The organism is Microbacterium sp. bgisy207 (assembly GCF_965345035.1).
In the GTDB taxonomy this organism is placed as follows: domain Bacteria; phylum Actinomycetota; class Actinomycetes; order Actinomycetales; family Microbacteriaceae; genus Microbacterium.
In genome coordinates, this window is record NZ_CBDRMG010000007.1 from 47360 (window position 1) to 69838 (window position 22479).

Consider the following 22479-nt stretch of genomic DNA (forward strand, 5'->3'; position numbering starts at 1 on the left):
GGTCAGTGCGCGGGGATGGCGCCTTCCGGCTGATCCGCGGGCTTACGGATGAGGAACGCGCCCACAAGGATCGGAAGCGCCACGATCGCCGAGACGAGAAAGGCGCCCCGCGCCCCGGCTGCGGCGGCTTCGTCTGCCGCAACGCCCGCCTCGACCGCGGAGGCGGCGATGGCCGACATCGTGGTCACCATGACCGCGACACCCGCCGCTCCAGCCACCTGCTGGACAGTCCCCAGCACGGCCGAGCCGTAGGAGTAGAAGCGCGGCTGGAGAGAAGCGAGGGAGGCCGTGAACAGCGGCGTGAACGAGAGGGCGAGACCGAGCGAGAGCACGATCTGGGTGACGAGGATGACCCAGATCGAGGTGCCCGCGCCGTAGGTCGCGTATGCCCACAGAGCCGCCACGGCAAGGATCGCGCCGGGCACGAGCAGGACTCGCGTGCCGGATGCGTCATAGATCCGACCGACGATCGGTCCGGCGAACCCCATAGCGAGCGAACCGGGCAGCAGCAGGAGGCCGCTTTCGAGAGCCGTCGCCCCGACTGCCTGGCTGAGATACAGCGGCAGGACCGTGATCGCGCCGAAGAAGGCCATCGACAGCACACCCATCTGGGCGATCGAGAGGGAGAAGTTCAGGGAACGGAACACACGCAGATCCATGAGCGCATCGTCCTTGCGCTGCAGCACGAGCTGGCGCCACACGAACAGCGCGAGCGCGATGATGCCGATCGCGATTGCGATCACCAGTGTCATCGTCGAACCCGCCTCTGCGGCCGCGTCGGCCTCCGTCCCACCATGGCTGGCCGCGCCACCGATCTGGCTGAGCCCGTAGACGAGACCGCCGAATCCGAATGCCGACAGGATCACCGAGAGCACGTCGATCGGCGCTCGCGTCGTCTCACCGAGGTTGCGGACCCAGATCGCGCCGGCCACCAGAGCAGCGATCGAGATGGGCAGCACGATCCCGAAGATCCAGTGCCAACCCAGCGAGTCGAGGATCAGTCCCGACAGCGAAGGCCCGATCGCGGGGGCGAGGGCGATGACGATGCTGACGCGTCCCATCATCCGCCCGCGCGCGTGCGGCGGCACGATGGTCATGAGGGTCGTCATCAGCAGCGGCATCATGATCGCCGTACCGGACGCCTGGATCACGCGCGCCGCCAAGAGCACCTCGAAGCCCGGAGCGACGAACGCGACAGCGGTTCCCGTCGAGAAGAGGGTCATCGCTGCCAGGAACACCTGGCGGGTCGTGAAGCGCTGCAGCAGGAAGCCGCTGATAGGGATGACGACGGCCATCGTGAGCATGAACGCTGTGGTCAGCCACTGCGCGGCAACACCCGTGATACCGAGGTCGACGATCAGGTGCGGAATCGCGACGCCCATCGTGGTCTCGTTCAGGATTGCGACGAAGGCAGCGGCGAGCAGGAGCCAGATGATGCGGCTCTCCTCGGGGCGCAGATTCATGCCGCGCGACGCCGGCGCAGGAGCTGCGGCCGGCGTCGGGATCGATCCGGTCTGCGGAGTCGCGTTGATCGCTGCCACGGGGCGGTTCCTCACTATCCAGGCACGTGTCGTCAGCCGGTTTCACCGGGGAGACACCGACAACACAGGCGTCATTGAGCCACGCTCGGTGGCGGCATTCACCCTAACGGCCGGAGCCGACATTCGATTCCCCAGCGGGGGAAGGAGTTTCGCCCGTCGAGGCGACTCAGTCGTCGAGGGTCTCCTCGTCCACCGACTTGTCCCACTGCTCCGACCCGATGGCGTTGGTCGGATGCGGCGTGGGCTCGTCCTCCAAGAGGTCTGCCGGCGTGGGCGAGATGAGCTGCTCCTCGGGGATCGACGACAACTCGTCGATCTCCTTGCGAAGCGCGTCGAGGTCTTCGCGTCCGGTGCCGGCGCCGTCGTTCGCAGTCATGTTCACACCCTATCGGTGTCATCTGTGGCGACGTGATCCAGGCGTGCCTCGAACGCCCTCAGCAGGTCGCGGTACTGCGGATCAGGGTGGTTGGCCGCGATACCGCGAAGGCGCGGGAGGTCCATCGCGTGAATGAGATCTCGCCGCGCACGGTAGGCCCCGTCGTGGTCTGCGAGGACCTCCAGACCGGCGGCCATCGCGTCCAGGCAGTCGCGGAGCACGGTGAGATCCGACTCACGCTGCGTGATGGAGGAGCCGTCGGGGCGCATCCGCCACCGCACCACCACGTCGGGGATCGTGTCGAACGCGGTTGCCGAGACCAGCATCCGTTGCGCGACGACCTGGTCTTCATACAGGCGGCCCTCGGGGAAGCGCAGGGTGTCCCAGACGTGCGCGCGGCTGACCTTCGCCCAGGCGACGATGCTCCCCGTCGCCGCCGGATGCTCACTCAGTCGGACGCGGTGGCGCTCCGGGGCCGTTGCGGCGACGACCCACGGTTGGACGGAGCCCTCGCGGTAGGTGCCGTCGGCTTCCGGCCGCAGTCGCGTGTAGGCGCCGATGACGAAGTCGCTCCCGGTGCGTTCGAGTGTTCCGATCATGCGCTCAAGGGCTCGGGGCGTGAACTCGTCGTCGGCGTCCAGGAACCCGACGAACGGCGTCGTCACGAGATCGAGACCTGCGTTGCGTGCCGCCCCGAGGCCCCGCGTGCGAGGCTGCCGCACAACCTGGAACCGGTCATCGCGGGCTGCGGCATCCGCGAAGAGGTCTCCTGTCGCATCGACTGATCCGTCATCGACGAGGACCGCTCGCCAGTCGCTGCGGGTCTGACGTCGAAGCGAGTCGAGCGCGGCCGGAACGTAGGGGGCCACATCAAGGCCCGGAACGATCACGGTGATCGCCGGGTCTGTCATACCCCGGATCTTACGGCTGCGACCGCTGCCTCTATCGCATCCACGATGGGTGCGACGGAGCCCTCGGCATCGTGCCCGAAGGTCACGCGCACGGCCGTGCGGGCCTGGTCGGGAGGGACGCCCAGGGCGAGAAGCACGTGGGAGGCCTCGTCGCTGCCCGCCGCACAGGCGGAGCCGCTGGAGGTGACAAGTCCCCGCCGTTCGAGCTCGAGCAGCACAGTCTCACCGTTCACGCCGGCGAATGTGAAGCTCGCCGTTCCCGGGAGGCGATGCATCGGATGGCCGGTCAATCGCGCGACCGGGATCCGCTCGAGCACTCCGGTGATCAGTTCGTCCCGCATCGCCGCGACCCGCGCGGCGCCCGAGGCGCGCTCGGATTCCGCGAGCTCGAGCGCGCGCGCGAGTCCGACCGCACCCGCAACGTTCTCCGTGCCGCTGCGCCGCTCGCGCTCCTGTCCGCCGCCGTGCAAGACCGGCTCGAGCGGGATGCGGGCGCGGATGCCGAGCACACCGATCCCCTTGGGAGCGCCGATCTTGTGACCGGCGATCGACACGGCGTCCGCGCCGGTGGCGGCCAGCGGGAGCCAGCCCGCGGCCTGCACCGCATCCAGATGCAGCGGAGCGCGTCCCCCGACGGCCCGGACGAGGCCCGCGACATCCTGAACCGTGCCGATCTCGTTGTTCGCGTAGCCGATGCTCACGATCGCGGTGTCATCGCGCAGCGCGTCGGCCACCGCCGTCGGGTCGACCCGTCCCGTCGCGTCGACGGGGACGAGGCTCGCGTCGAATCCGTGGATCCGGACGAGGTAGTCAATCGAGGCCAACACCGACTCGTGTTCAATCGGGGTGGTCACGATGTGCCGGGCGCCACGACGCTGTTGCGCGGCGATGGCGACCCCTTTGATCGCGAGGTTGTTGGCCTCCGTGGCGCCCGAGGTGAAGACGATGTCGGTGGAGCGCATCCCCAGGACTGCGGCGATGCGAGCTCGGGCGTCGGCCAGTGCACGAGCCGCCTGCTCGCCGATCGTGTGGTGGCTCGACGGGTTGCCGAAGTGCGACGTGAGATACGGGGTCATCGCCTCGAGGACCTCGCGACGCACGGGCGTTGTCGCCGCGTTGTCGAGGTAACGGATGCTCACGACGTGGCGGCTTCGGGCGCGGCGTCGACGCGGATGTCCAGACCGAGATCGATCGCGCGGGCCGAGTGCGTCAGCGCACCGACCGAGACGACGTCGACCCCGGTTGCGGCGATGGCTTCGACGGTCTCCAAAGACACGCCGCCGGATGCTTCGACCACCGCCCGCCCGGCGATGAGGGCCACGCCTGTGCGCAGGTCGTCGAGGGCGAAGTTGTCGAGCATGATGATGTCGACTCCCGCGGCAAGGACCGCCGGGATCTGCTCGAGCCGGTCGACCTCGACCTCGACGCGCATCGTGTGCGGAACGCTCTGCATACCCGAGCGCAGCGCGTCGGTGATCGAGGTCCCCGCAGTGGTGAGGACCGCGAGGTGGTTGTCCTTGACCATGACGGCATCCGAGAGCGAGTGCCGGTGGTTGTGGCCGCCGCCACAACGCACCGCGTGACGTTCGATCGCGCGCAGCCCCGGGGTCGTCTTGCGCGTGTCGGCGATGCGCGCGCCCGTGCCGGCGACTGCCGCGACATATCGCGAGGTCAGCGTCGCGATCCCCGACATCCGTTGCACGAAGTTGAGTCCGATTCGCTCGGCCGTGAGCACACCGCGCGCGGGACCGGTGACGGTCGCGAGCACGTCGCCGGCCGCGAAGGTGTCGCCGTCCGCGACATGGACCGTCACGGCGATCGCCGCATCCGTGAGGGCGAACGCGGCAGCGAAGACGTCGCCGCCGCTGAAGGTGCCGGCTTCACGCGCGACGAGCTCGGCTCGGGCCTGCGCTGCGGCGGGCACGAAGGCTTCTGCCGTGACATCGCCCCACGGTGCGTCCTCGGCAAGCGCCGCCGCGACGACGCGTTCGATCTCGGGCCGCGTCAGCATCAGCCCACCGCCGCGAGTTCGGCGTCGCGCCGATAGTGGGCCCCAGCCGAGGCTGTTCGTCGGCGTGCCGCCGCGACGACGTGCTCGGCGACCAGAAGCAGATTCTCGTCCTCGTATTCGCGCTCGGTACGGGCAGATCGCGCCTGTGAGCGCCACCCGGCGATCACGCCGGCGGCGTGTGCGAGGCCGGCTTCGTCGCGGACGAGCGAGGCGCACTCCCACATGAGCTCCTGCAGTGCGGCGCGGGAGAATGTCGGCCGCGAGCTGTCCGCGGCCGAGCTGGTGGTCGCCGCCGGGGCGGGCGGCGGGCAGACGAACGGCGGCCATGCGCCGGATGCGGCATCCGCGGCGATCGTGTCTCCGGCGCGCGCCCCGAAGACGGCTCCCTCGAGGAGGGAGTTGGATGCGAGCCGGTTCGCGCCGTGGACTCCCGTGCGGGCGGCCTCGCCCACCGCGTACAGTCCCGGCAGCGACGAGCGGCCGTCGGGATCGGTGACGATCCCGCCCATGAGGTAATGGGCGGCAGGGGTGACCGGCACCGGAGTCCGCGCCCAGTCCAGGTTCCGCTCACGCATTGCGGCGTCGATCGTCGGGAACCTCTCGCGCAGCCACGCGGCGCGCATATCGGCATCCGTCGAGTGGATGCCGGTGGCATCCAGCAGTACGGGCCTACCGTCCTGCTGCCGCATGACCCGGGCGATCGCCCGGGCGACGACGTCGCGGGGGGCAAGCTCCCCGTCCGGGTGATCGTCGAACACGAACCGGCGCCCATCCTCGTCGATCAGAACAGCGCCTTCGCCGCGTACCGCCTCGGACACCAGGAATGCGTCGCCGGCGGCGAGCACGGTCGGGTGGAACTGGACGAACTCGAGATCCGCGACCGCCGCACCCGCGCGAAGCGCCGCGGCGATGCCGTCGCCGGTGGCCACAGCGGGATTGGTCGAGTGCGCGAACAGCTCGCCGATCCCGCCGGTGGCCAGCACGACGGCATCCGCTCGCAGGGTCTCGAGCGCGTCCCCGTGACCGTCCCGCGAGGTCCGCAGGATCCGAATGCCGCGCACGCGCCCGCCCTCCACGACGAGGTCGACGAGGAAGGCGTGTTCGATCACGGTTGCTGCCGTCGCGCGTACGGCAGCAACGAGGGCCCGCTCGATCTCGGTGCCGGTCGCATCCCCGCCCGAGTGCAGGATGCGCGGGTAGGAGTGTGCCGCCTCCAGGCCCTTGCGGAACTCCCCGTGCTCGTCGCGGTCGAAGGCGACTCCGAGCGTGACGAGCTCGCGAATGCGGGCGGGCCCCTCGGTCGCGAGCACCCGCACGGCGGCTTCGTCACCAAGGCCCGCGCCCGCAACGAGGGTGTCGCGGATGTGGTCCTCCACGCGGTCGTCGTCGAACATGACCCCGGCGATCCCGCCCTGCGCGTAGCGGGTGTTCGCGTGCTCGAGCACGTCCTTGGTCACGACGGTCACGCGGCATCCGCTGGCGGCGGCGTGAAGGGCGACAGTCAGGCCCGCGATCCCGCTTCCGACGACGATCACGTGCGCGGGGGATGTCATGACGCCTGCTCCCAGGCAGCGGCGGGAGCTCCCGGAGGCTTGGCTGCGAGCATCCGTTCGAGGGCGACCCGGGCGGGATCGGCGACCTCGTCGGGCACCGTGATGCGGTTGACGACCTCCCCGGCAACGAGGGACTCGAGCACCCAGGCCACGTATCCGGGGTGGATACGGTACATCGTCGAGCAGGGGCACACGACCGGGTCGAGGCAGAAGATCTCGTGCTGCGGATGCTCGGCCGCGAGCCGCTGGACGAGGTTCACCTCGGTGCCGATCGCGAAGGTCGTCGGCTCGGTGGCAGCCTCGATCGCCTTGCGGATGTAGTCGGTCGAGCCCGACTCGTCGGCGGCGTCCACGACCTCCATGGGGCACTCCGGATGCACGATGACGCGCACCCCCGGGTGCTCGGCGCGGGCCTTGTCGATCTGGGCGACCGAGAAGCGCCGGTGGACGGAGCAGAACCCGTGCCACAGGATGACGCGCGCGTCCTCGAGAGCTGTCTCGTCGTTGCCGCCGAGGGGTCGGCGGGGGTTCCACATCGGCATCCGCTCGAGGGGGACGCCCATCGCCTTGGCGGTGTTGCGCCCCAGGTGCTGGTCGGGGAAGAACAGGACGCGACGGCCGCGCTCGAACGCCCACTCGAGCACCGTCCGGGCGTTCGACGAGGTGCACACGATGCCGTGGTGGCGTCCGACGAATCCCTTGATGGCGGCGGAGGAGTTCATGTAGGTGACCGGGATCACCGGCAGCAGGCCCTCGGTATCCGGGGTGTCGAGGTCGCCGTAGACGTCGGTGAGCTCCTCCCAGGCCTGCTCGACCTCGTCGATCGAGGCCATGTCGGCCATCGAGCATCCGGCCGCGAGGTTGGGGAGGATGACGGCCTGATCGGGTCCCGAGAGCAGGTCGGCGGTCTCGGCCATGAAGTGCACGCCGCAGAACACGATGGCCTCGGCATCCGTTCGTGCTTTCGCGGCGTTGGCGAGCTGGAACGAGTCCCCGACGTAGTCGGCGTGACGGACGACCTCTTCGCGCTGGTAGAAGTGGCCCAGCACGACGACGCGGTCACCGAGCGTCTTCTTCGCCGCGACGATGCGCGCATCGAGCTCTGTCTCGCTCGCCTCGCGGTACTCGCGCGGCAGCTCGCCCTGGCGCGGCGAGCCGGTAGGGATGACGTCGCGCTCGGACGCGCCGGGACCGTAGCCGGGCACCGCGTCGAAGTTCCACGGCGCGGTGGCGAGGTCGGTGTTGCAGGTCTCACCGGGTTGGGAGCCCTCCACGATCGCGCGGATCTCGTGATCGATCGACGGGTCGATGGTGCGGGGGGTGAGGGCGATGTTGACAGCGGTCATGAGGTGCTCGATTCGGGCGAGGGACGGCGGGCGCCGCCGGCCACGGTCTCGGGCGGGCATGCGCCGAGCGTGGACAGCTCCGCCGCCGAAGGGCTTAGAGGCCCCCGGTCGGCGAGTTCGACGTCCTGGTTGTATCGGTAGAGACGGGCGGGGCGGTGGCTTCCCGTGCGGAAGCGGTCGGTGGGGATGAGGGTTCCGGAGTTCTCGACCTGGCGCCGGAAATTCGCGGGGTCGAGGCGCCGATCGAGGATCGCTTCGTACACCTCACGCAGGTCGGCCAGCGTGAACAATTCGGACAGAAGGCCGTGTGCGATGCGGCTGTAGCCGACCTTGTTGCGAAGTCGCCAGAGGGCGTACGACACGATCTCGTTGTGGTCGAACGCCAGCACCCCCGGTGCGCCCGCGTCGAACCATGCGACGTTCTCGGGAGCATCGCCAGCGGCCTCGTGCGCCGCGCGCTGCGCATCCACGTCATCGGCGCGTAGGAGCGCCCAGTACACGATCGACACGACTCGGGTGGGGGAGCGGTCAACGTCGCCGAATGCGTACAGCTGTTCGAGGTAGCTCGGGGTGAGTCCGGTCGTCTCCGCCAGCGTGCGGGACGCCGCGGCATCCAGCCCCTCGCCGGCGTCGAGCCACCCGCCGGGCAGCGCCCACAGTCCTTCATGGGGTTCGCGAGTGCGACGCACGAGAGGCATCATGAGGCGCGCGGATGCCTCGCCCGGCGCGCGGCGGACCGTGAAAATGACGGTCGACACGGCGACGCGGATGGCATCGGTGGAGGCCATCCGTCGGGGACCGGGAGCGAGGCTGGTTTGTGTCATGGTGACCCTAAGTTCTGCGACGATCTTAGAGTCACCCTGACCCGAACCGCAACTCCGACCCGTGTGAAGAAATCCCTCAGGGTGATGGACAGACTTGATACGTGGTCCTGGGCATCCTCACCGACGTTCTCGTCGTGATCGTGCTGCTCGGCGCGCTCGCGTGGGGTATCGGAAGTGGGGTGCTGGCGATTCTCGGCGCGGCAGCGGGGCTTGCCGCGGGCGGCGTCGCGGTGTGGTGGCTGCTCCCGGTCGTGGCGCCGCTGCTGCCGGAATCCGAATGGCGGGGGCCGGTCCTGATCGCGGGGGTCATCGCGCTCCTGGTCGGTGGTGCCATCGTGGGCGGCGCGATCGGGGGCGCATTACGTCGTGGCGCCGAGAAACTGCATCTCCACGTGTTCGATCGGCTGTTCGGGGGTGCCGTCGCGGTCGTCGTCACAGCGCTCTCGTTCTCGCTTGTCGCTCAGAGCGCCGCGGTGTCGGGGGTTCCCGTGGTGACCGCGGCCACCTCGTCCTCGCGCGTACTCTCGGCCATCGATGCACTCACTCCCGAACCGGTCAGCGCCGCGCTGGCGCACCTGCGACAGGCGGTGTTCGTCGATGCGCTCCCGCGGGTGGGGACGCTCCTGGACCTGCCCACGACCGCACCCACCGCGCCGCCGGTCGCCCTCGACGATCCTGCGCTCAGCACCGCAGCCCAGTCCGTAGCCCGTATCTCGGGGACCGCGTTCAGCTGCTCGCGGGGCATGACCGGTTCGGGCTTCGTCATCGCCGACGATCGCGTGCTCACCAACGCCCATGTCGTTGCCGGGATGGAGCAGATCGTCATGGAACTACCGGGACGCACGGCGCAGGCGGGACGGGTCGTGTGGTTCGATCCCGATCAGGACCTCGCAGTCGTCGCGGTCGAGACCGACGACGCCGCACCGCTGACAGTGTCCCCCGCACTGGCGGCGGGGGACACTGCGGCGGTCGCCGGCTACCCCTACGGCGGTCCGTTCACGCTCGGACAGGCATCCGTCCTCTCGGTCGGCACCGCCCGTGTGCCCGACATCTATGACCGCGGGGAAGCGACCCGCGAGATCTATGCCCTCAGCGCGCGGGTGGCGCCGGGCAACTCGGGAGGACCCGTGCTGACCGCCCGTGGCGAGGTGGCGGGAGTCGTGTTCGCGCGCGCCGACGACGGTGCCGAGGTCGGCTACGCGGTGACCTCGGGCGTGCTCGCCCCGCTTGCGCAGCAGGCGCCGGGCCTCGCTGAGCCCGTTTCCACCGGTTCGTGCACGCCGTGACGCGCGTTGCCGGCCGCAGCGGCATGCCTGGGATATGCTGGCCGCGCAACTGAAGATCCGGCCACATGACGGGTGCGGGAGAGCCCCGGGTCGCACCGGGCACCGAAGGAGCAAGCCTCCCCGCCAATCTCTCAGGTCCGCGTACCGCGCACGTCCGGCCACTCTGGAAAGCGACATCTCCCGCCAGGCGGAAGATGCCCGCCGACGGTGAAAGCGCAGCATCCGTGTGCATCGGGTGCCGGGCGAAGCTCTCAGGCCACAGACAGAGGGGGAGTTCACGGGCGTCGTACGGCGTCCCCCGTCCGACGACCGGGAGAACTCATGTCACACCCCGCTCCACCAGGGAACGCCTCGACACCACCGGAGCCGAGACGCTCGCCGCTGCACGATCGGCACGTCGCGCTCGGCGCCGCCTTCACGGACTTCGGCGGCTGGCAGATGCCCGTGCGCTACGCATCCGACCTCGCCGAACACCGCGCCGTGCGTGAGGCGGCTGGCCTGTTCGATATCTCCCATATGGCGGAGTTTCTGGTCACCGGACAGCCCAGCGGCATGTTCCTCGACTACGCCCTTTCGGGTGATCACTCGGGCATGCGGGTCGGCAAGGCGAAGTACTCGCTCGTCCTCGCCGAAGACGGCGGCATCATCGACGATGTCATCGTCTACCGCACCGCCGAGGACCGATACCTGGTCATCGCCAATGCCGGGAACCGGGATGCCGTCGCCGAGGCGTTCGCGCAGCGCGCCGCGCGCGCGCCTGTCGCGGCATCCTTCCTCGCGCCCCGTGAGCGCGGCGAGGGAGCCGCGTCGTTTCTCTTCGTCCCGGGCCCGTCCGACACCGCACAGATCGAGGACGTGACCGATCAGCTGGCGCTCATGGCGGTCCAGGGTCCCGCAGCGCAGGAGATCCTCGAGGCGACGCCCGGGATCGACGACCTCTCTCCCACACTCGCGGCCGTCGGCTACTACGCCTGGGCGGCCGGGTCGTTCCGCGGAGAGCCACTTTTTCTCGCGCGCACCGGCTACACCGGCGAAGACGGCTTCGAACTGCTCGTGTCCCACCGCGCGGCGGGAGCTCTCTGGGACGCTCTGTTGACCGCGGGAGCGCCGCGTGGTCTCGTCCCAGCGGGACTCGCCGCCCGCGACACGCTGCGGCTGGAGGCCGGCATGCCGCTGTACGGCCACGAGCTGTCCCGCACGACGGCGCCCGCGCAGGCGGGGCTCGGCTGGGCCGTCGCCGCCGGCAAGGCCGAGTTCGTCGGCAAGGATGGGGCGCTGGCCGCGGATGCCGACGCTCGCGTCCTCGTCGGGCTCGTGTCCGAGGGCCGTCGCGCGGGGCGGGCCGGCTACCCGGTCGTCGCCGTGCCCGAGACGGATGCCGCGGGTCCCGGCGCGACGGATGCCGCGGGCCCCGTCGTCGTCGGTGAGGTGACCTCGGGCGCGCTGAGCCCGACCCTCGGGCATCCGATCGCTCTCGCCTATGTCGACCCCGCGTACGCCGCACCCGGCACCGTGCTCGCGATCGACGTGCGCGGCACCCTCATTCCCGCATCCGTGACGACCCCGCCTTTCTACCGGAGGAAGAGATGACCGACCTGACGGCCCTGAAATACACCGCCGAGCACGAGTGGCTGCGCCTGGACGGCGACGAAGCCGTCATCGGGATCACCGACTACGCCGCCGAGAAGCTCGGCGACGTCGTGTTCCTCGAACTGCCCGAGGTCGGCGCAGACGTGTCGGCCGGACAGGTGTGCGGCGAGATCGAGTCGACGAAATCGGTGGGGGAGCTGTTCGCACCCGTCAGCGGCGAGGTGCTCGCCGTCAATCACGAGGCGGTCGACGACCCGTCCGTCGTGAACTCCGACCCGTTCGGTGCGGGGTGGCTCATGAAACTGAAGGTCTCGCCCGCCGACGTCGACGCGCTGCTGGACCGCGACGCGTACGTGGCGCTCACGGGCGGCGACGCGTGACCGGCGGCTCCTTCGCCGAACGCCACATCGGCACCGACGACGCCGCGCAGCGCGCGATGCTCGAGGCCCTCGGGTACGAGAGCGTCGATGCCCTCGTCGAGGCGGCGGTTCCGGCATCCATCCATGCCACATCTCTGGAGTCCTCGCGGATTCCGCACGCGGCGACTGAGGCCGAGGCGCTGGGGGAACTGCGCGCGCTCGCCGGGCGCAACCGCGTCTCGCGCTCACTGATCGGGCTCGGGTACTACGACACCGTCACGCCGGCCGTCATTGCGCGGAACGTCTTCGAGAACCCCTCGTGGTACACGGCGTACACGCCCTACCAGCCTGAGATCTCGCAGGGGCGGCTCGAGGCGCTCATCACGTTCCAGACGATGGTGACCGACCTCACCGGGATGGCGACGGCGGGCGCGTCGATGCTGGACGAGGCCACCGCCGTGGTCGAAGGGATGCTGCTGGCCCGGCGGGCGTCGAAGAGTGCGTCGAACGTCTTTCTCGTCGATGCCGATGCACTGCCGCAGACGGTCGCGCTGCTGCGTCACCGCGCCGAGGCGCTCGGGATCGAGATCCGTGAGGTGCGGTTCGGCGCGTCCGAGGCCCTTCCCGAGGCCTTCGGCGCGTTCATCCAGTACCCCGGTGCCTCGGGGCGGGTGTGGGACCCGACCGACGCGATCGCCGCCGTGCACGAGCCCGGCGGGCTCGCCATCGTCGCGGCGGACCTGCTTGCCCTCACACTGCTGCGCTCGCCGGGTTCGATGGGCGCGGATGTCGCCGTCGGCACGACGCAGCGCTTCGGGGTGCCGATGGGCTTCGGCGGTCCGCACGCCGGCTACCTCGCCGTGCGGGCGGGCCTGGAGCGTCAGCTCCCGGGGCGCCTGGTCGGAGTGTCGGTGGATGCCGCCGGGCATCCGGCCTACCGGCTCTCGTTGCAGACGCGCGAGCAGCACATCCGGCGTGAGAAGGCGACCTCCAACATCTGCACCGCCCAGGTGCTGCTGGCGGTCATGGCGGCGATGTACGCGGCGTATCACGGGCCGGAAGGGCTGCGCCTGATCGCTCAGGCCGTGCACACGCGGACGGCGCTCGTCGCCGGTCTGCTGCGTGCGCGGGGGGTCGAGGTGCTGACCGAGGCATTCTTCGACACGCTCGAGGTCCGGGTCGCGGATGCCGATGCCGTCGTGTCGGCGGCTGCCGGGCTCGGCATCCTGCTGCGACGGACTGATGAGCGCACGGTCGGGATCTCGTTCGACGAGGTCAGCGCTGTGGACCCCTCGATCGAGACCGATCTGCTCGCGGTGTTCGGAGCGACGGGTGATGCCCGCGCCGGGGACGTGCCCACCGAGCTTCCCGAGGGCTGGTCGTGGACCGCACTCGACGCGGTGCGCCTGTACCCCGAACAGCTGCGGCGCACGGATGCCTACCTCACCCACGAGGTGTTCCACGCGCACCGGTCCGAGACGGCGATGATGCGCTACCTGAAGACCCTCGCCGACCGCGACTACGCGCTCGACCGCGGCATGATCCCGCTCGGGTCCTGCACGATGAAGCTCAACGCCGCCACCGAGATGGCGGCGGTCTCGTGGCCGGAGTTCGCGCGGATGCATCCGTTCGCCCCCGCCGCCGACGTCGACGGCTATCTCGCGCTCATCGATCAGCTCGAGACCTGGCTGGCCGACGTGACCGGATACGACGCGGTCTCGGTGCAGCCCAACGCCGGGTCGCAGGGCGAGCTCGCCGGTCTCCTCGCGATCCGCGGCTACCACCGCTCCCGCGGCGACGAGCAGCGCACGGTGTGCCTCATCCCGTCGTCGGCGCACGGCACGAACGCGGCATCCGCGGTGCTCGCCGGGATGCGGGTGGTCGTGGTCGCGTGCGACGAGGCCGGCAACGTCGACCTCGGCGATCTGCGCGCGAAGATCGCCGAGCACGCCGACACGCTCGCGGCGCTGATGATCACCTACCCCTCGACGCACGGGGTGTACGAGCACGACGTCCTCGAGATCACGGGGGCCGTGCACGACGCGGGTGGCCAGGTCTACGTCGACGGCGCGAACCTCAACGCTCTCGTCGGATACGCCCGGCTGGGCGATCTCGGCGGCGACGTGTCGCACCTGAACTTGCACAAGACGTTCGCCATTCCGCACGGCGGCGGCGGCCCGGGCGTCGGTCCGGTGGCGGCAAAGGCGCACCTCGCGCCGTTCCTGCCGTCGCATCCGATGGCGCAGCGGGATCGGCATCCGTCGCTCGCAGATGCCGAGGGCGCGGTGTTCGCCGGGGGGCCGATCTCGGGCGCGCCGTACGGTTCGGCGTCCATTCTGCCGATCTCGTGGGCGTATGTCCGGATGATGGGCGCCGATGGCCTTCGGCGTGCGACCGGCGCTGCCGTGCTCGCCGCGAACTACATCGCGGCGCGGCTGCGGGCGCACTTCCCCGTGCTGTACGCGGGCGAGAACGGTCTGGTCGCGCACGAGTGCATCCTGGATCTGCGCCCGCTGCGCGAGGCGACGGGGATCACGGTCGACGACGTGGCCAAGCGCCTCATCGACTACGGCTTCCACGCGCCGACGATGTCGTTCCCCGTAGCGGGCACACTCATGGTCGAGCCGACCGAATCCGAGGACCTCGGCGAGCTCGAGCGGTTCATCGAAGCGATGATCGCGATCAAGGCCGAGGCTGATGCCGTCGCGGCAGGGGAGTGGCCCGCAGACGACAACCCGCTCGTGAACGCGCCGCACACGGCCGAGTCGATCGCGGCCGGCGACTGGCAGCATCCGTATTCGCGGGAGCGCGCCGTGTACCCCGTGCGCTCTCTGGTGCGCTCGAAGTACTGGCCCCCGGTGCGCCGGATCGACCAGGCCTACGGCGACCGCAACCTCGTCTGCGCCTGCCCCCCGCCCTCCGCCTTCACCTAACCCCGCCCCCCGCGCCGCCGCCCCGCCCCCGCCCCCGCCCCACCCACCCCGCCCCACCCACCCCGCCCCACCCACCCACATCCGCGAACAAGCCGCTCGTTGCCGAACCAGCCCGCATTGCCGGCTTGTTCGCGGGAGGCCGGCTTGTTCGGCGTCAGTGTCCGACGGACCGAACCCGCCGGAGCGTCGCGAGGAGAGCGTGGTCGGGTGGGGCGATCGGGGTGAGCCCGGCTGCGACGAAGCGATCGCGCAGTGTCAACCCGGCGAAGAGGTCAGCCCAGGTCCACCGGGTGAATGCGCGTACGCGGGCACGGACGCGGTCCTCTCGCCGTTTTTCTTCGATGAGGCGGCGGGCGGCGAGATCCGGAGCTACCGAAAGGTATTTGAGGTAGCCGTCGGATTCTCCGACGAATGATGCGTCCCGCCACCAGAAGTCGACCCGGTCGATTCCCTCGCGGTGAGGGAATTCCGCCTGCAACTGAGGAGCCGGAAAGCCGAGCCATCCGATGACTGCGCGGCTCACCGACTCGCCCGCCGACTCAGCGAGTGTTGTGGCGTGCGCGAAAAGCCAGGTCAGCTGCCGTGCATTGCGTGCTCGGGCTTGGCAACGCGCGAGGAGCCGGAGGTCGGAGATGGTGGTTCGGTCTCGGCGCTCACCCTGAATCGCCGCATCGACGACGGCGAGGGCATAGGCCGGGCTGAGGACGCGTGCCAGATCGAGAGCCGTCGTTGCGACATCCGCAACGCGAACCCCATCGCGAGTGATGGTTGCCCTGTCGATTTCTCCGGCGTGCTCGACGATCCCCGACCGTCGCCGCGTCGCGGACCCGGGAGGCAGAAGGATGTGGATGTCTCGCGGTTCACCGAAGATCGGCAGACCGAGGCAGACGGCCGCGGACTCGAATCCGAGGGTGTCGCCTGGCCGCACAAGCGTGTGGGCGCGTACTCGCTCGGTGTACCGCTCGTGCGCGGCCAGAGCGCGCCACTCGTCGGGGGCAGCGTATACGCCCGGACGGACGCGAATGAACCGTCCCGATGCGAGGCCATCGCGAAGCCGGCGGGGAAGCAGCGGATCCGGGTTGGCGCTCAGCATCCATCCGTCTCGGTGAGGTAGCGCGTGCATCGCCCCACCCTCCTGCCGCGCGCCACCACACCCGCCGCCCCTGGGCCCACGACCCGAACAACCCGCCCGAAACCCACCCTGGGGAGGGGTGGGTCCAACGCGAACGAGCCGCGCTACGCCGAAGCATCCGGCAATGCGGGCTCGTTCGCGACGACGTGGCTTGTTCGCGGTTCTTTGCGCGAGGGGGCGGCGCAGGCGCGGGGTTAGAAGACGGAGGGGAAGAGGGTTACCGCTAGGGGGTAGCCGATGAAGGCCACGATGTCGATGAGGGTATGGGCGATCACGAGGGGCATGACGCGGCCCCAGCGGCGATAGCACCAGCCGAAGACGACGCCCATCGCGAAGTTGCCGATGATCGCGCCGAAGCCCTGGTAGGCGTGGTAGGCAGCGCGCAGGCCCGCGGTGGTGAGGATGATGGCCCACCAGTTCCAGCCGAACCGGCGGAGGCGATCGAACAGGTAGCCCAGGAAGATCACCTCTTCCGTGAGTCCAGCTCGGAGGGCGGCGAGGATCAGCAGCGGAACTGTCCACCACGCGGCATCCAGCGGCGACGCGCTCACCTGAAGTGTCACGCCGAGCGCGCGCCCGACGATGTAGAGTGCGAGCCCCGGGATGCCGATCGCGGCGCCCAGCAGCAGGGCGCGGCCGAGGTCTCCGCCGAAGCGAGAGAAGTCCAGACCGATCCGCCGCAGGGCGTTGGACCCCGGCTCCCACAGCAAATAGACGACCAGCGCCACGAGTGCCACACCGAAGAAGATGTTCAGGAACTGGTACAGCGCATTCCACAGCGCCTCAGCGTCCCGGTTGGGGTTCAGCTGAGTCTGCTGTTGCGCGAGCGTCTGGTTTTCCTGAGCGGCGCGAATGAGCGAGCGGATGAAGGACAGCACGCTGTAGAGCGCGGACTGGCCGACGGTGATCGCGAGAACGATCCACAGTTCCCAGGTCAGCCGCAGACGCGCCTGCCCCTCCACCCGAGGAACGTTCAGCACTTCGCTCACAACAGGAGGCCGCTTCGGGGGGTTCACCTTGTCAGATTGCCACATACAACTGCTGTCGAGTTAAGGGTATGTAACTTTTCGGCCTCAGGTTTTGAACAACTCACAGCCCGCGCTTAGGGTTTTTCCATCCGTGCCGGGGTCGATCGCGCCCCCGGCACACAACCCCTTGCACAGGAGGAAATGTGAAGATCGCACGTCTTGCGGCGGGCGTAGGCGTCGTTGCGGTGGGAGCCCTCGTGCTCGCCGGCTGCAGCAACCCCTATCAGTCGGATGTCGTGGAGAACACCGAGGTCACCGTTGCGTACAACGAGGGCTTCTTCCACTTCAACGACGACAGCTCGGCTGGCAACAACACGGCCAACGGCAACATCAAGTACATGACCGACACCCCGTTCGGGTACTACAACAACACCCCGGAGTTCGTATCGAACACGGACTTCGGTACATATGAGAAGGTGAGCGATGACCCGCTCACCGTTGAGTACACGATCACCGCCGATGCGGTGTGGTCCGACGGTGTGCCGATTGACGAGGCCGACATGCTGCTGCAGTGGGCAGCGATGTCGGGCAATGTGAGCGACGCATTCTCGCCTGCCTCAACGACCGGGTTCAATCTCATCACCTCGACGCCTGAAACCGGCGACAAGACGATCACCCTCGTCTACGACGAGCCGTACGTCGACTGGGAGCTGATCGGCGGCGCCTCGGGTGGAATCCTCGGCGTCTCGGCGCACGGCACCTACGCGCTCGCGTTCCCCGAGGAGTACGCAGACGTCCAGGCAGCGTGGGACACCTACTCGGCTTCGGGCGAGCAGGGCGACTGGGATGCCTACAGCGAAGCGGCAAAGAGCTTCGCCGAGACCGCGAAGCAGAACGTGGTCGACGCGATCACCAACGGTGACGACGCGGTTCTCGACGCTCTCGGCACCGCGTGGAACGACGGCTACGCCTACACCACGCTGCCCGATAGCCCCGCGGCCGCCCTGACCAGCGGTGCGTACACGATCGAGGAGACCGCTGAGGACCAGTACACGACCCTCATCGCGAACCCGCTGTACACGTGGGGTCCCTCGCCGAAGTTCGAGCGCATCACGGTTCGCGCCATCGGCGACGCAACGACGGCGCTCCAGGCCCTCGAGGCCGGCGAGCTCGACATCTGGACGGGTCAGCCCACCGCTGACATCCTCCAGGTCGCCGAGGGCATCGCGACGGCGGAGGTTCAGACCGGCGTTCAGGCCTCGCACGAGCACGTCGACCTCACCGTCAACAACGGCGGTCCGTTCGACCCCGCGACCTACGGTGGCGACGAGGCCAAGGCTCTCGCCGTCCGCCAGGCGTTCTTGAAGACGATTCCCCGCCAGGAGATCGTGGACAAGATCATCAAGCCGCTCAACCCCGACGCCGAGGTGCGCAACACGAACCTCGTGAGCCCTGCTGACACCGTGCGGTACCCGATCCTCACCGCCGACAACGGCTCGGCCGACTACGCGGACGTCGACATCGAGGGCGCGATCCAGCTCCTCGCCGACGCGGGTGTGACGACGCCGATCGAGGTGGGCTTCTGGTACCCCGAGGGCAACGTCCGTCGCGGCCAGGAGTTCGAGCTCATCGCCTCGTCGGCTGCTCAGGCGGGCTTCCAGCTCGTCGATCAGAGCGAGCCGAACTGGGAGTTCACCGACCCGTCGATCAACCCGATCAACCCTCACGACGCGACGATCTTCGCCTGGTCGCAGACCAGTCTCGCCGTGGGTGGCTCGGACCAGATCTACGCCTGCTACGACTTCGCGGCTCCGGACACGAAGGGTGGCAACTACAACGGCTACTGCAACGAGGACGTCACGGCTGCGCTGGAGACACTCAACGTCACCTCGGACTACGACGCGCAGACCGACCTCCTCAACGAGGCCGAGATGGGCATCTGGTCGGATGCAGTGACGATCCCGATCTTCCAGTTCCCCGGCCTGCTCGTTTCGAGCGACCGCGTGACCGGAGTGAAGGCCATGCCGCTGAGCCCGGACTACTTCTGGAACTTCTGGGAGTGGGCGCCGGTCGACGCTGAGGGTTGATCCCTGCTTCGTCGGAAGCGGTGAGAGCCGCTTCCGACGAAGTCGACAGCAATAGCGTGGGCGCCGAGGTGACCCCTCGGCGCCCACAGCTGTGTCGGGGCGACCCGCCGCGACACCGCATGCCGTAGTACCTTTGGGCAAAGCTTTGCCCCGAACGGAACACCCCCATGACACCTGAGTCTGCGAACCCGCGAGGCCGAACGTGCTGACATTCCTGCTGAGGCGGCTGGGCGCAATCCTGCTCGTCCTCCTCGTCGCGTCGTTCATCGTCTACACCCTCACCGCGATCGGCAGCGACCCGCTGCGAGACCTCCGCGGGAGCAGTGCACCGAACCGCGAAGAGCAGATCGCGTATCGCATCGAGATCCTCAACCTCGACCTTCCGCCGGTCGTCCGTTACTTCACGTGGCTGGGCGGAGCGGCGAAGTGTCTCATTCTGCAGTGCGACCTCGGCGTGGCCTACACCCGTGGTAACCAGCCTGTGACCGAAGCGCTGGCCTCGGCAGCCGGATCCACCATCCAGCTGGTGACGGCCGCGACGATCATCGCCATCCTCGTCGGTGTCACGATCGGTATCCTCACCGCGCTGCGGCAGTACAGCGGGTTCGACTACAGCGTCACCTTCTTGACCTTCATCGTCTACTCGCTCCCGATCTTCTGGGTGGCGGTGCTCCTGAAGGAGTACGGTGCCATCCGATTCAATGAGTTCCTCGCCGATCCCAACGTCACCTGGCTCGCCGTTCTCATCACCGGGCTGATATCCGGAGTCGTGTTCATGAGCCTCCTCGGCGGCAGCTGGCGAACACGCCTCATCACTTTCGGATCGGCGTTCGTCGCCGGCGCGGGCCTTCTGGGACTGCTCGGCGTGACGAACTGGTTCGCTCAGCCGACGATCGGACTGATCGGCGTCATCATCACGGGTATCGGTGCCGCCGTCGGTGTGACGGCGATCTCGACGGGGCTGGCAAACCGCCGGGCCCTGCTCGCCTCGCTGATCACCGTGGCCATCTGGGTCGCAGCGTACTTCCCGCTGCAGTACCTCTTCTTCTACGTCCCCGAGGGCTGGATGCTTGTCCTGCTCGGCATCGCCGCGATCGGCATCGGCATCCTCGTGGGGATCCTGGTCGGCGGAGACGGCAAACGGGAAGCCGCGCGAACCGCTGCGATCGTGAGCTTCATCGCGTTCTTCGTGATCGTGATCGACCGCGTCCTGCTGGTGTACCCGGACTACGTGCAGCGGATCCCCCAGAGCGGTGTCATCGCCACGATCGGCTCGCGGACGCCCGGCCTACAAGGCGATATGTGGTTCGAGATCCTCGACGGCTTCTCGCACCTCGTCCTCCCGACGATCGCGCTCGCGGTGGTCTCGATCGCCGCGTACACGCGCTATACCCGGTCGAGCCTGCTCGAAGTCATGAACCAGGACTACGTCCGTACCGCCCGGGCGAAGGGCCTTACCGAGCGCACGGTGGTCGTGCGCCACGCGATGCGAAACGCCCTCATCCCGATCGCGACGATCATCGCCTTCGACATCGGAGCGCTGATCGGTGGTGCGGTGATCACCGAGACGATCTTCGCGTGGAAGGGCATGGGGTCGCTCTTCGTCGACGGACTGGAACACGGCGATGTGAACCTCGTGATGGGCTTCTTCGTTGTCACCGGCGTCCTGGCAGTGATCTTCAACCTGATCGCCGATCTTCTCTACTCCGCTCTCGACCCACGGATCCGGGTGAACTGACATGGCGACTCCGATTCCCACCGACGCTCCGCAGGACCGCGGGTCCGAGCAGACGATCGAACAGAAGGCCGTCGCCGGCATGAGCCAGGGCGCGCTCGTGCGCCGCCGGTTCTTCCGTCACAAGCTCGCAATGACCGCGCTCGTCGTGCTCGTGCTCATCATCCTGCTGGCGTTCACCTCGGTCGGTACGGTGATCGGCGGAACTGGCGCGTTGCAGGCAGACGCGTCCGGCGTTCTGACGATCAACGGATGGCGCATCCCAGGGTGGTGGCCGCTCGACTGGTGGACCGCCTACCCCATCGTCAACGGCGGGCAGCCGACTCTCACGCTGTGGCCGTTCAGCCTCGGGGAGCACCCGTTCGGTCAAGACACCCTGGGCAAGGACGTGTTCGCCCAGGTCATGCGCGGTACACAGCAGTCGATCACCGTGATGTTCCTCGTCGGCCTGGTCTCGTTGATCGTCGGCGTGAGCCTGGGCGCGGTCTCCGGGTACTTCCGCGGCTGGTCGGACTCGCTCATCATGCGGTTCACGGACGTCATCATCATCATCCCGATCATCGTTCTCGGCTCGATCATGGGGAAGCTGTTCGGCGGAAATGCGTTCGTGTTCGGTCTGTTCCTGGGCATCCTGAGCTGGACCGGACTTGCCCGGCTCGTGCGCGGTGACTTCCTGTCGCTGCGAGAACGCGAGTTCGTCGATGCCGCCCGCGTCGCCGGTGCGAGCAACGCGCGCATCATCTTCCGGCATATCCTTCCGAACGCCGTCGGCGTCATCATCGTCAACACGACCCTGCTCATGAGTGCCGCCGTGCTGACGGAGGCGGCGCTGAGCTTCCTGGGCTTCGGCATCCAGTATCCGGATGTGTCCCTCGGCCAGATCATCTCCGAGTATCGCGAGGCATTCCGCACGCGCCCGTGGCTGTTCTGGTGGCCGGGTCTGTTCATCATCCTCTTGGCGCTGTGCATCAACTTCATCGGTGACGGTCTGCGCGACGCGTTCGACCCACGTCAGCAGGCGAAGGTCAGCCGTCGCAAGGCAGCGCGCGCGGTCGCCGCGATCCCTTCGGTACAGGCGGTCACGATGGTGGAGGGTCCGACCTCGGCATCCGACGCGCCGTACATCGACGAGTTCACCGATCTGGGGGAGAGATCGGGTCCACCCGATGCGCGAGGCGACCGCGGTGATAGGCCGGGTGATCAGCCGTGAGGCAGGACCAGGCTCAGCACCGCGGCAGCCGTCAGGACGGCCGTGCCGGCGATCAGCAGCGGATGCCACGTGACCACCGCCTCACCGGCAGCAGGAGCGCTGCTGAGCGGGGAGTCCTCGCGACGGTGCCGGTCGAGTTCGCGGCGCACGAGCCCCGCCGCATCGCCCGAGGCGGTTCCCTCGGCATCGGACGGCCGGCGGGTGTCGTCGTCTCCCGGCGTGTGGGCGACGTCCGCGCGCTGCGTCGACAGGGCCTGGCGGGCACCGGGAGCCGGCGCCGCCCAGGCCCGGATGGTGCGGCCACTGCGTGTACGGATCGTGAGTGCGAAGCGCGACTCGATCGTTTCGATGTCGCTCCACGGCACGCGGTACGTGCGAACGATGTTGCTCACCTCGACGAAACCTTCGGATACGCGCACGAACGGGCGCAGGTACAGCAACCATGCGCCCCACCCGAGCAGGACGACCGGCCACGCCCAGCGGGCGAGCTCGAGCAGACCGCCGTCCACGACGATGAACACCAGTGCTGCTGCCGTGATCATCAGGGCGATCGCGGCGATGATCATTCCGCCGCGAGGGCGAAGAGTGACCGGTTCGGGCATGCGCCCATCCTGACA

General features: G+C 68.7%; 18 protein-coding genes and 2 riboswitches. Of the genes, 7 read left to right on the top strand and 11 right to left on the bottom strand.

Annotation, left to right across the window (positions count from 1 at the left end):
* Positions 1-2: 2 nt before the first annotated feature.
* The 8 genes from ACSGC5_RS08170 to ACSGC5_RS08205 form a co-directional block, all read right to left on the bottom strand.
* Positions 3-1541, bottom strand: a complete 1539-nt coding sequence (locus ACSGC5_RS08170) for a DHA2 family efflux MFS transporter permease subunit (RefSeq protein ID WP_434970152.1) — start codon at positions 1539-1541, stop codon at positions 3-5.
* Positions 1542-1707: 166 nt separating this feature from the next.
* On the bottom strand, positions 1708-1917 hold the full coding sequence (locus tag ACSGC5_RS08175; RefSeq protein WP_434970153.1) for a hypothetical protein: 210 nt from the start codon (positions 1915-1917) through the stop codon (positions 1708-1710).
* A 2-nt stretch (positions 1918-1919) separates the two neighbouring features.
* Positions 1920-2828, bottom strand: a complete 909-nt coding sequence (locus ACSGC5_RS08180; RefSeq protein WP_434970154.1) for a glycosyltransferase family 2 protein — start codon at positions 2826-2828, stop codon at positions 1920-1922.
* Complete coding sequence (locus ACSGC5_RS08185; protein WP_434970307.1) at positions 2825-3961, bottom strand: cysteine desulfurase family protein; 1137 nt, start codon at positions 3959-3961, stop codon at positions 2825-2827. The genes ACSGC5_RS08180 and ACSGC5_RS08185 overlap by 4 nt, the downstream gene beginning before the upstream one ends.
* Positions 3962-3963: 2 nt before the next feature.
* Complete coding sequence (nadC, locus tag ACSGC5_RS08190; protein WP_434970155.1) at positions 3964-4839, bottom strand: carboxylating nicotinate-nucleotide diphosphorylase; 876 nt, start codon at positions 4837-4839, stop codon at positions 3964-3966.
* Positions 4839-6392 carry an L-aspartate oxidase gene (gene nadB / locus ACSGC5_RS08195; RefSeq protein ID WP_434970156.1) on the bottom strand — a complete coding sequence of 518 codons (1554 nt, stop codon included), beginning with the start codon at positions 6390-6392 and terminating at the stop codon, positions 4839-4841. Before nadB ends, nadC begins: the two co-directional genes overlap by 1 nt.
* On the bottom strand, positions 6389-7738 hold the full coding sequence (nadA, locus tag ACSGC5_RS08200; RefSeq protein ID WP_434970157.1) for a quinolinate synthase NadA: 1350 nt from the start codon (positions 7736-7738) through the stop codon (positions 6389-6391). Before nadA ends, nadB begins: the two co-directional genes overlap by 4 nt.
* Positions 7735-8526 (bottom strand): NUDIX hydrolase, encoded by a 792-nt coding sequence (locus ACSGC5_RS08205; RefSeq protein ID WP_434970308.1) that lies wholly within the window; start codon positions 8524-8526, stop codon positions 7735-7737. Before ACSGC5_RS08205 ends, nadA begins: the two co-directional genes overlap by 4 nt.
* 137 nt (positions 8527-8663) lie before the next feature.
* Between ACSGC5_RS08205 and ACSGC5_RS08210 the strand changes: the two genes are divergently transcribed.
* The 4 genes from ACSGC5_RS08210 (at position 8664) to gcvP (ending at position 14730) form a co-directional block, all read left to right on the top strand.
* Positions 8664-9848, top strand: a complete 1185-nt coding sequence (locus ACSGC5_RS08210; protein ID WP_434970158.1) for a MarP family serine protease — start codon at positions 8664-8666, stop codon at positions 9846-9848.
* A 65-nt stretch (positions 9849-9913) separates the two neighbouring features.
* Positions 9914-10005: riboswitch (glycine riboswitch) on the top strand.
* 1 nt (position 10006) lies between these two features.
* Positions 10007-10121: riboswitch (glycine riboswitch) on the top strand.
* Positions 10122-10169: 48 nt separating this feature from the next.
* Positions 10170-11438 (top strand): glycine cleavage system aminomethyltransferase GcvT, encoded by a 1269-nt coding sequence (locus tag ACSGC5_RS08215; protein ID WP_434970159.1) that lies wholly within the window; start codon positions 10170-10172, stop codon positions 11436-11438.
* The gene (gene gcvH, locus ACSGC5_RS08220; protein WP_434970160.1) at positions 11435-11818 is read left to right on the top strand and encodes a glycine cleavage system protein GcvH; all 384 of its coding nucleotides are present in this window, start codon (positions 11435-11437) and stop codon (positions 11816-11818) included. Before ACSGC5_RS08215 ends, gcvH begins: the two co-directional genes overlap by 4 nt.
* A gap of 56 nt (positions 11819-11874) precedes the next feature.
* A complete protein-coding gene (gene gcvP, locus ACSGC5_RS08225; protein WP_434970309.1) occupies positions 11875-14730 on the top strand; it encodes an aminomethyl-transferring glycine dehydrogenase in 2856 nt (951 codons plus the stop codon).
* Positions 14731-14884: 154 nt separating this feature from the next.
* Here gcvP and ACSGC5_RS08230 read toward each other — a convergent pair whose 3' ends face one another.
* Positions 14885-15853, bottom strand: coding sequence for a hypothetical protein (locus ACSGC5_RS08230; protein ID WP_434970161.1), 969 nt, complete (start codon positions 15851-15853; stop codon positions 14885-14887).
* Between the two features lie 203 nt (positions 15854-16056).
* Positions 16057-16851 (bottom strand): CPBP family intramembrane glutamic endopeptidase, encoded by a 795-nt coding sequence (locus ACSGC5_RS08235; RefSeq protein ID WP_434970162.1) that lies wholly within the window; start codon positions 16849-16851, stop codon positions 16057-16059.
* A gap of 182 nt (positions 16852-17033) precedes the next feature.
* Between ACSGC5_RS08235 and ACSGC5_RS08240 the strand changes: the two genes are divergently transcribed.
* The 3 genes from ACSGC5_RS08240 (at position 17034) to ACSGC5_RS08250 (ending at position 21862) form a co-directional block, all read left to right on the top strand.
* Positions 17034-18917 (top strand): ABC transporter family substrate-binding protein, encoded by a 1884-nt coding sequence (locus ACSGC5_RS08240; RefSeq protein WP_434970163.1) that lies wholly within the window; start codon positions 17034-17036, stop codon positions 18915-18917.
* Positions 18918-19119: 202 nt separating this feature from the next.
* Positions 19120-20655, top strand: coding sequence for an ABC transporter permease (locus tag ACSGC5_RS08245; protein WP_434970164.1), 1536 nt, complete (start codon positions 19120-19122; stop codon positions 20653-20655).
* A 1-nt stretch (position 20656) separates the two neighbouring features.
* Positions 20657-21862, top strand: coding sequence for an ABC transporter permease (locus tag ACSGC5_RS08250; RefSeq protein WP_434970165.1), 1206 nt, complete (start codon positions 20657-20659; stop codon positions 21860-21862).
* On the opposite strand, the gene ACSGC5_RS08255 is transcribed toward ACSGC5_RS08250, so the two are convergent.
* Complete coding sequence (locus ACSGC5_RS08255; RefSeq protein WP_434970166.1) at positions 21853-22464, bottom strand: hypothetical protein; 612 nt, start codon at positions 22462-22464, stop codon at positions 21853-21855. The two genes, ACSGC5_RS08250 and ACSGC5_RS08255, sit on opposite strands and share 10 nt — an antisense overlap.
* Positions 22465-22479: the final 15 nt, after the last annotated feature.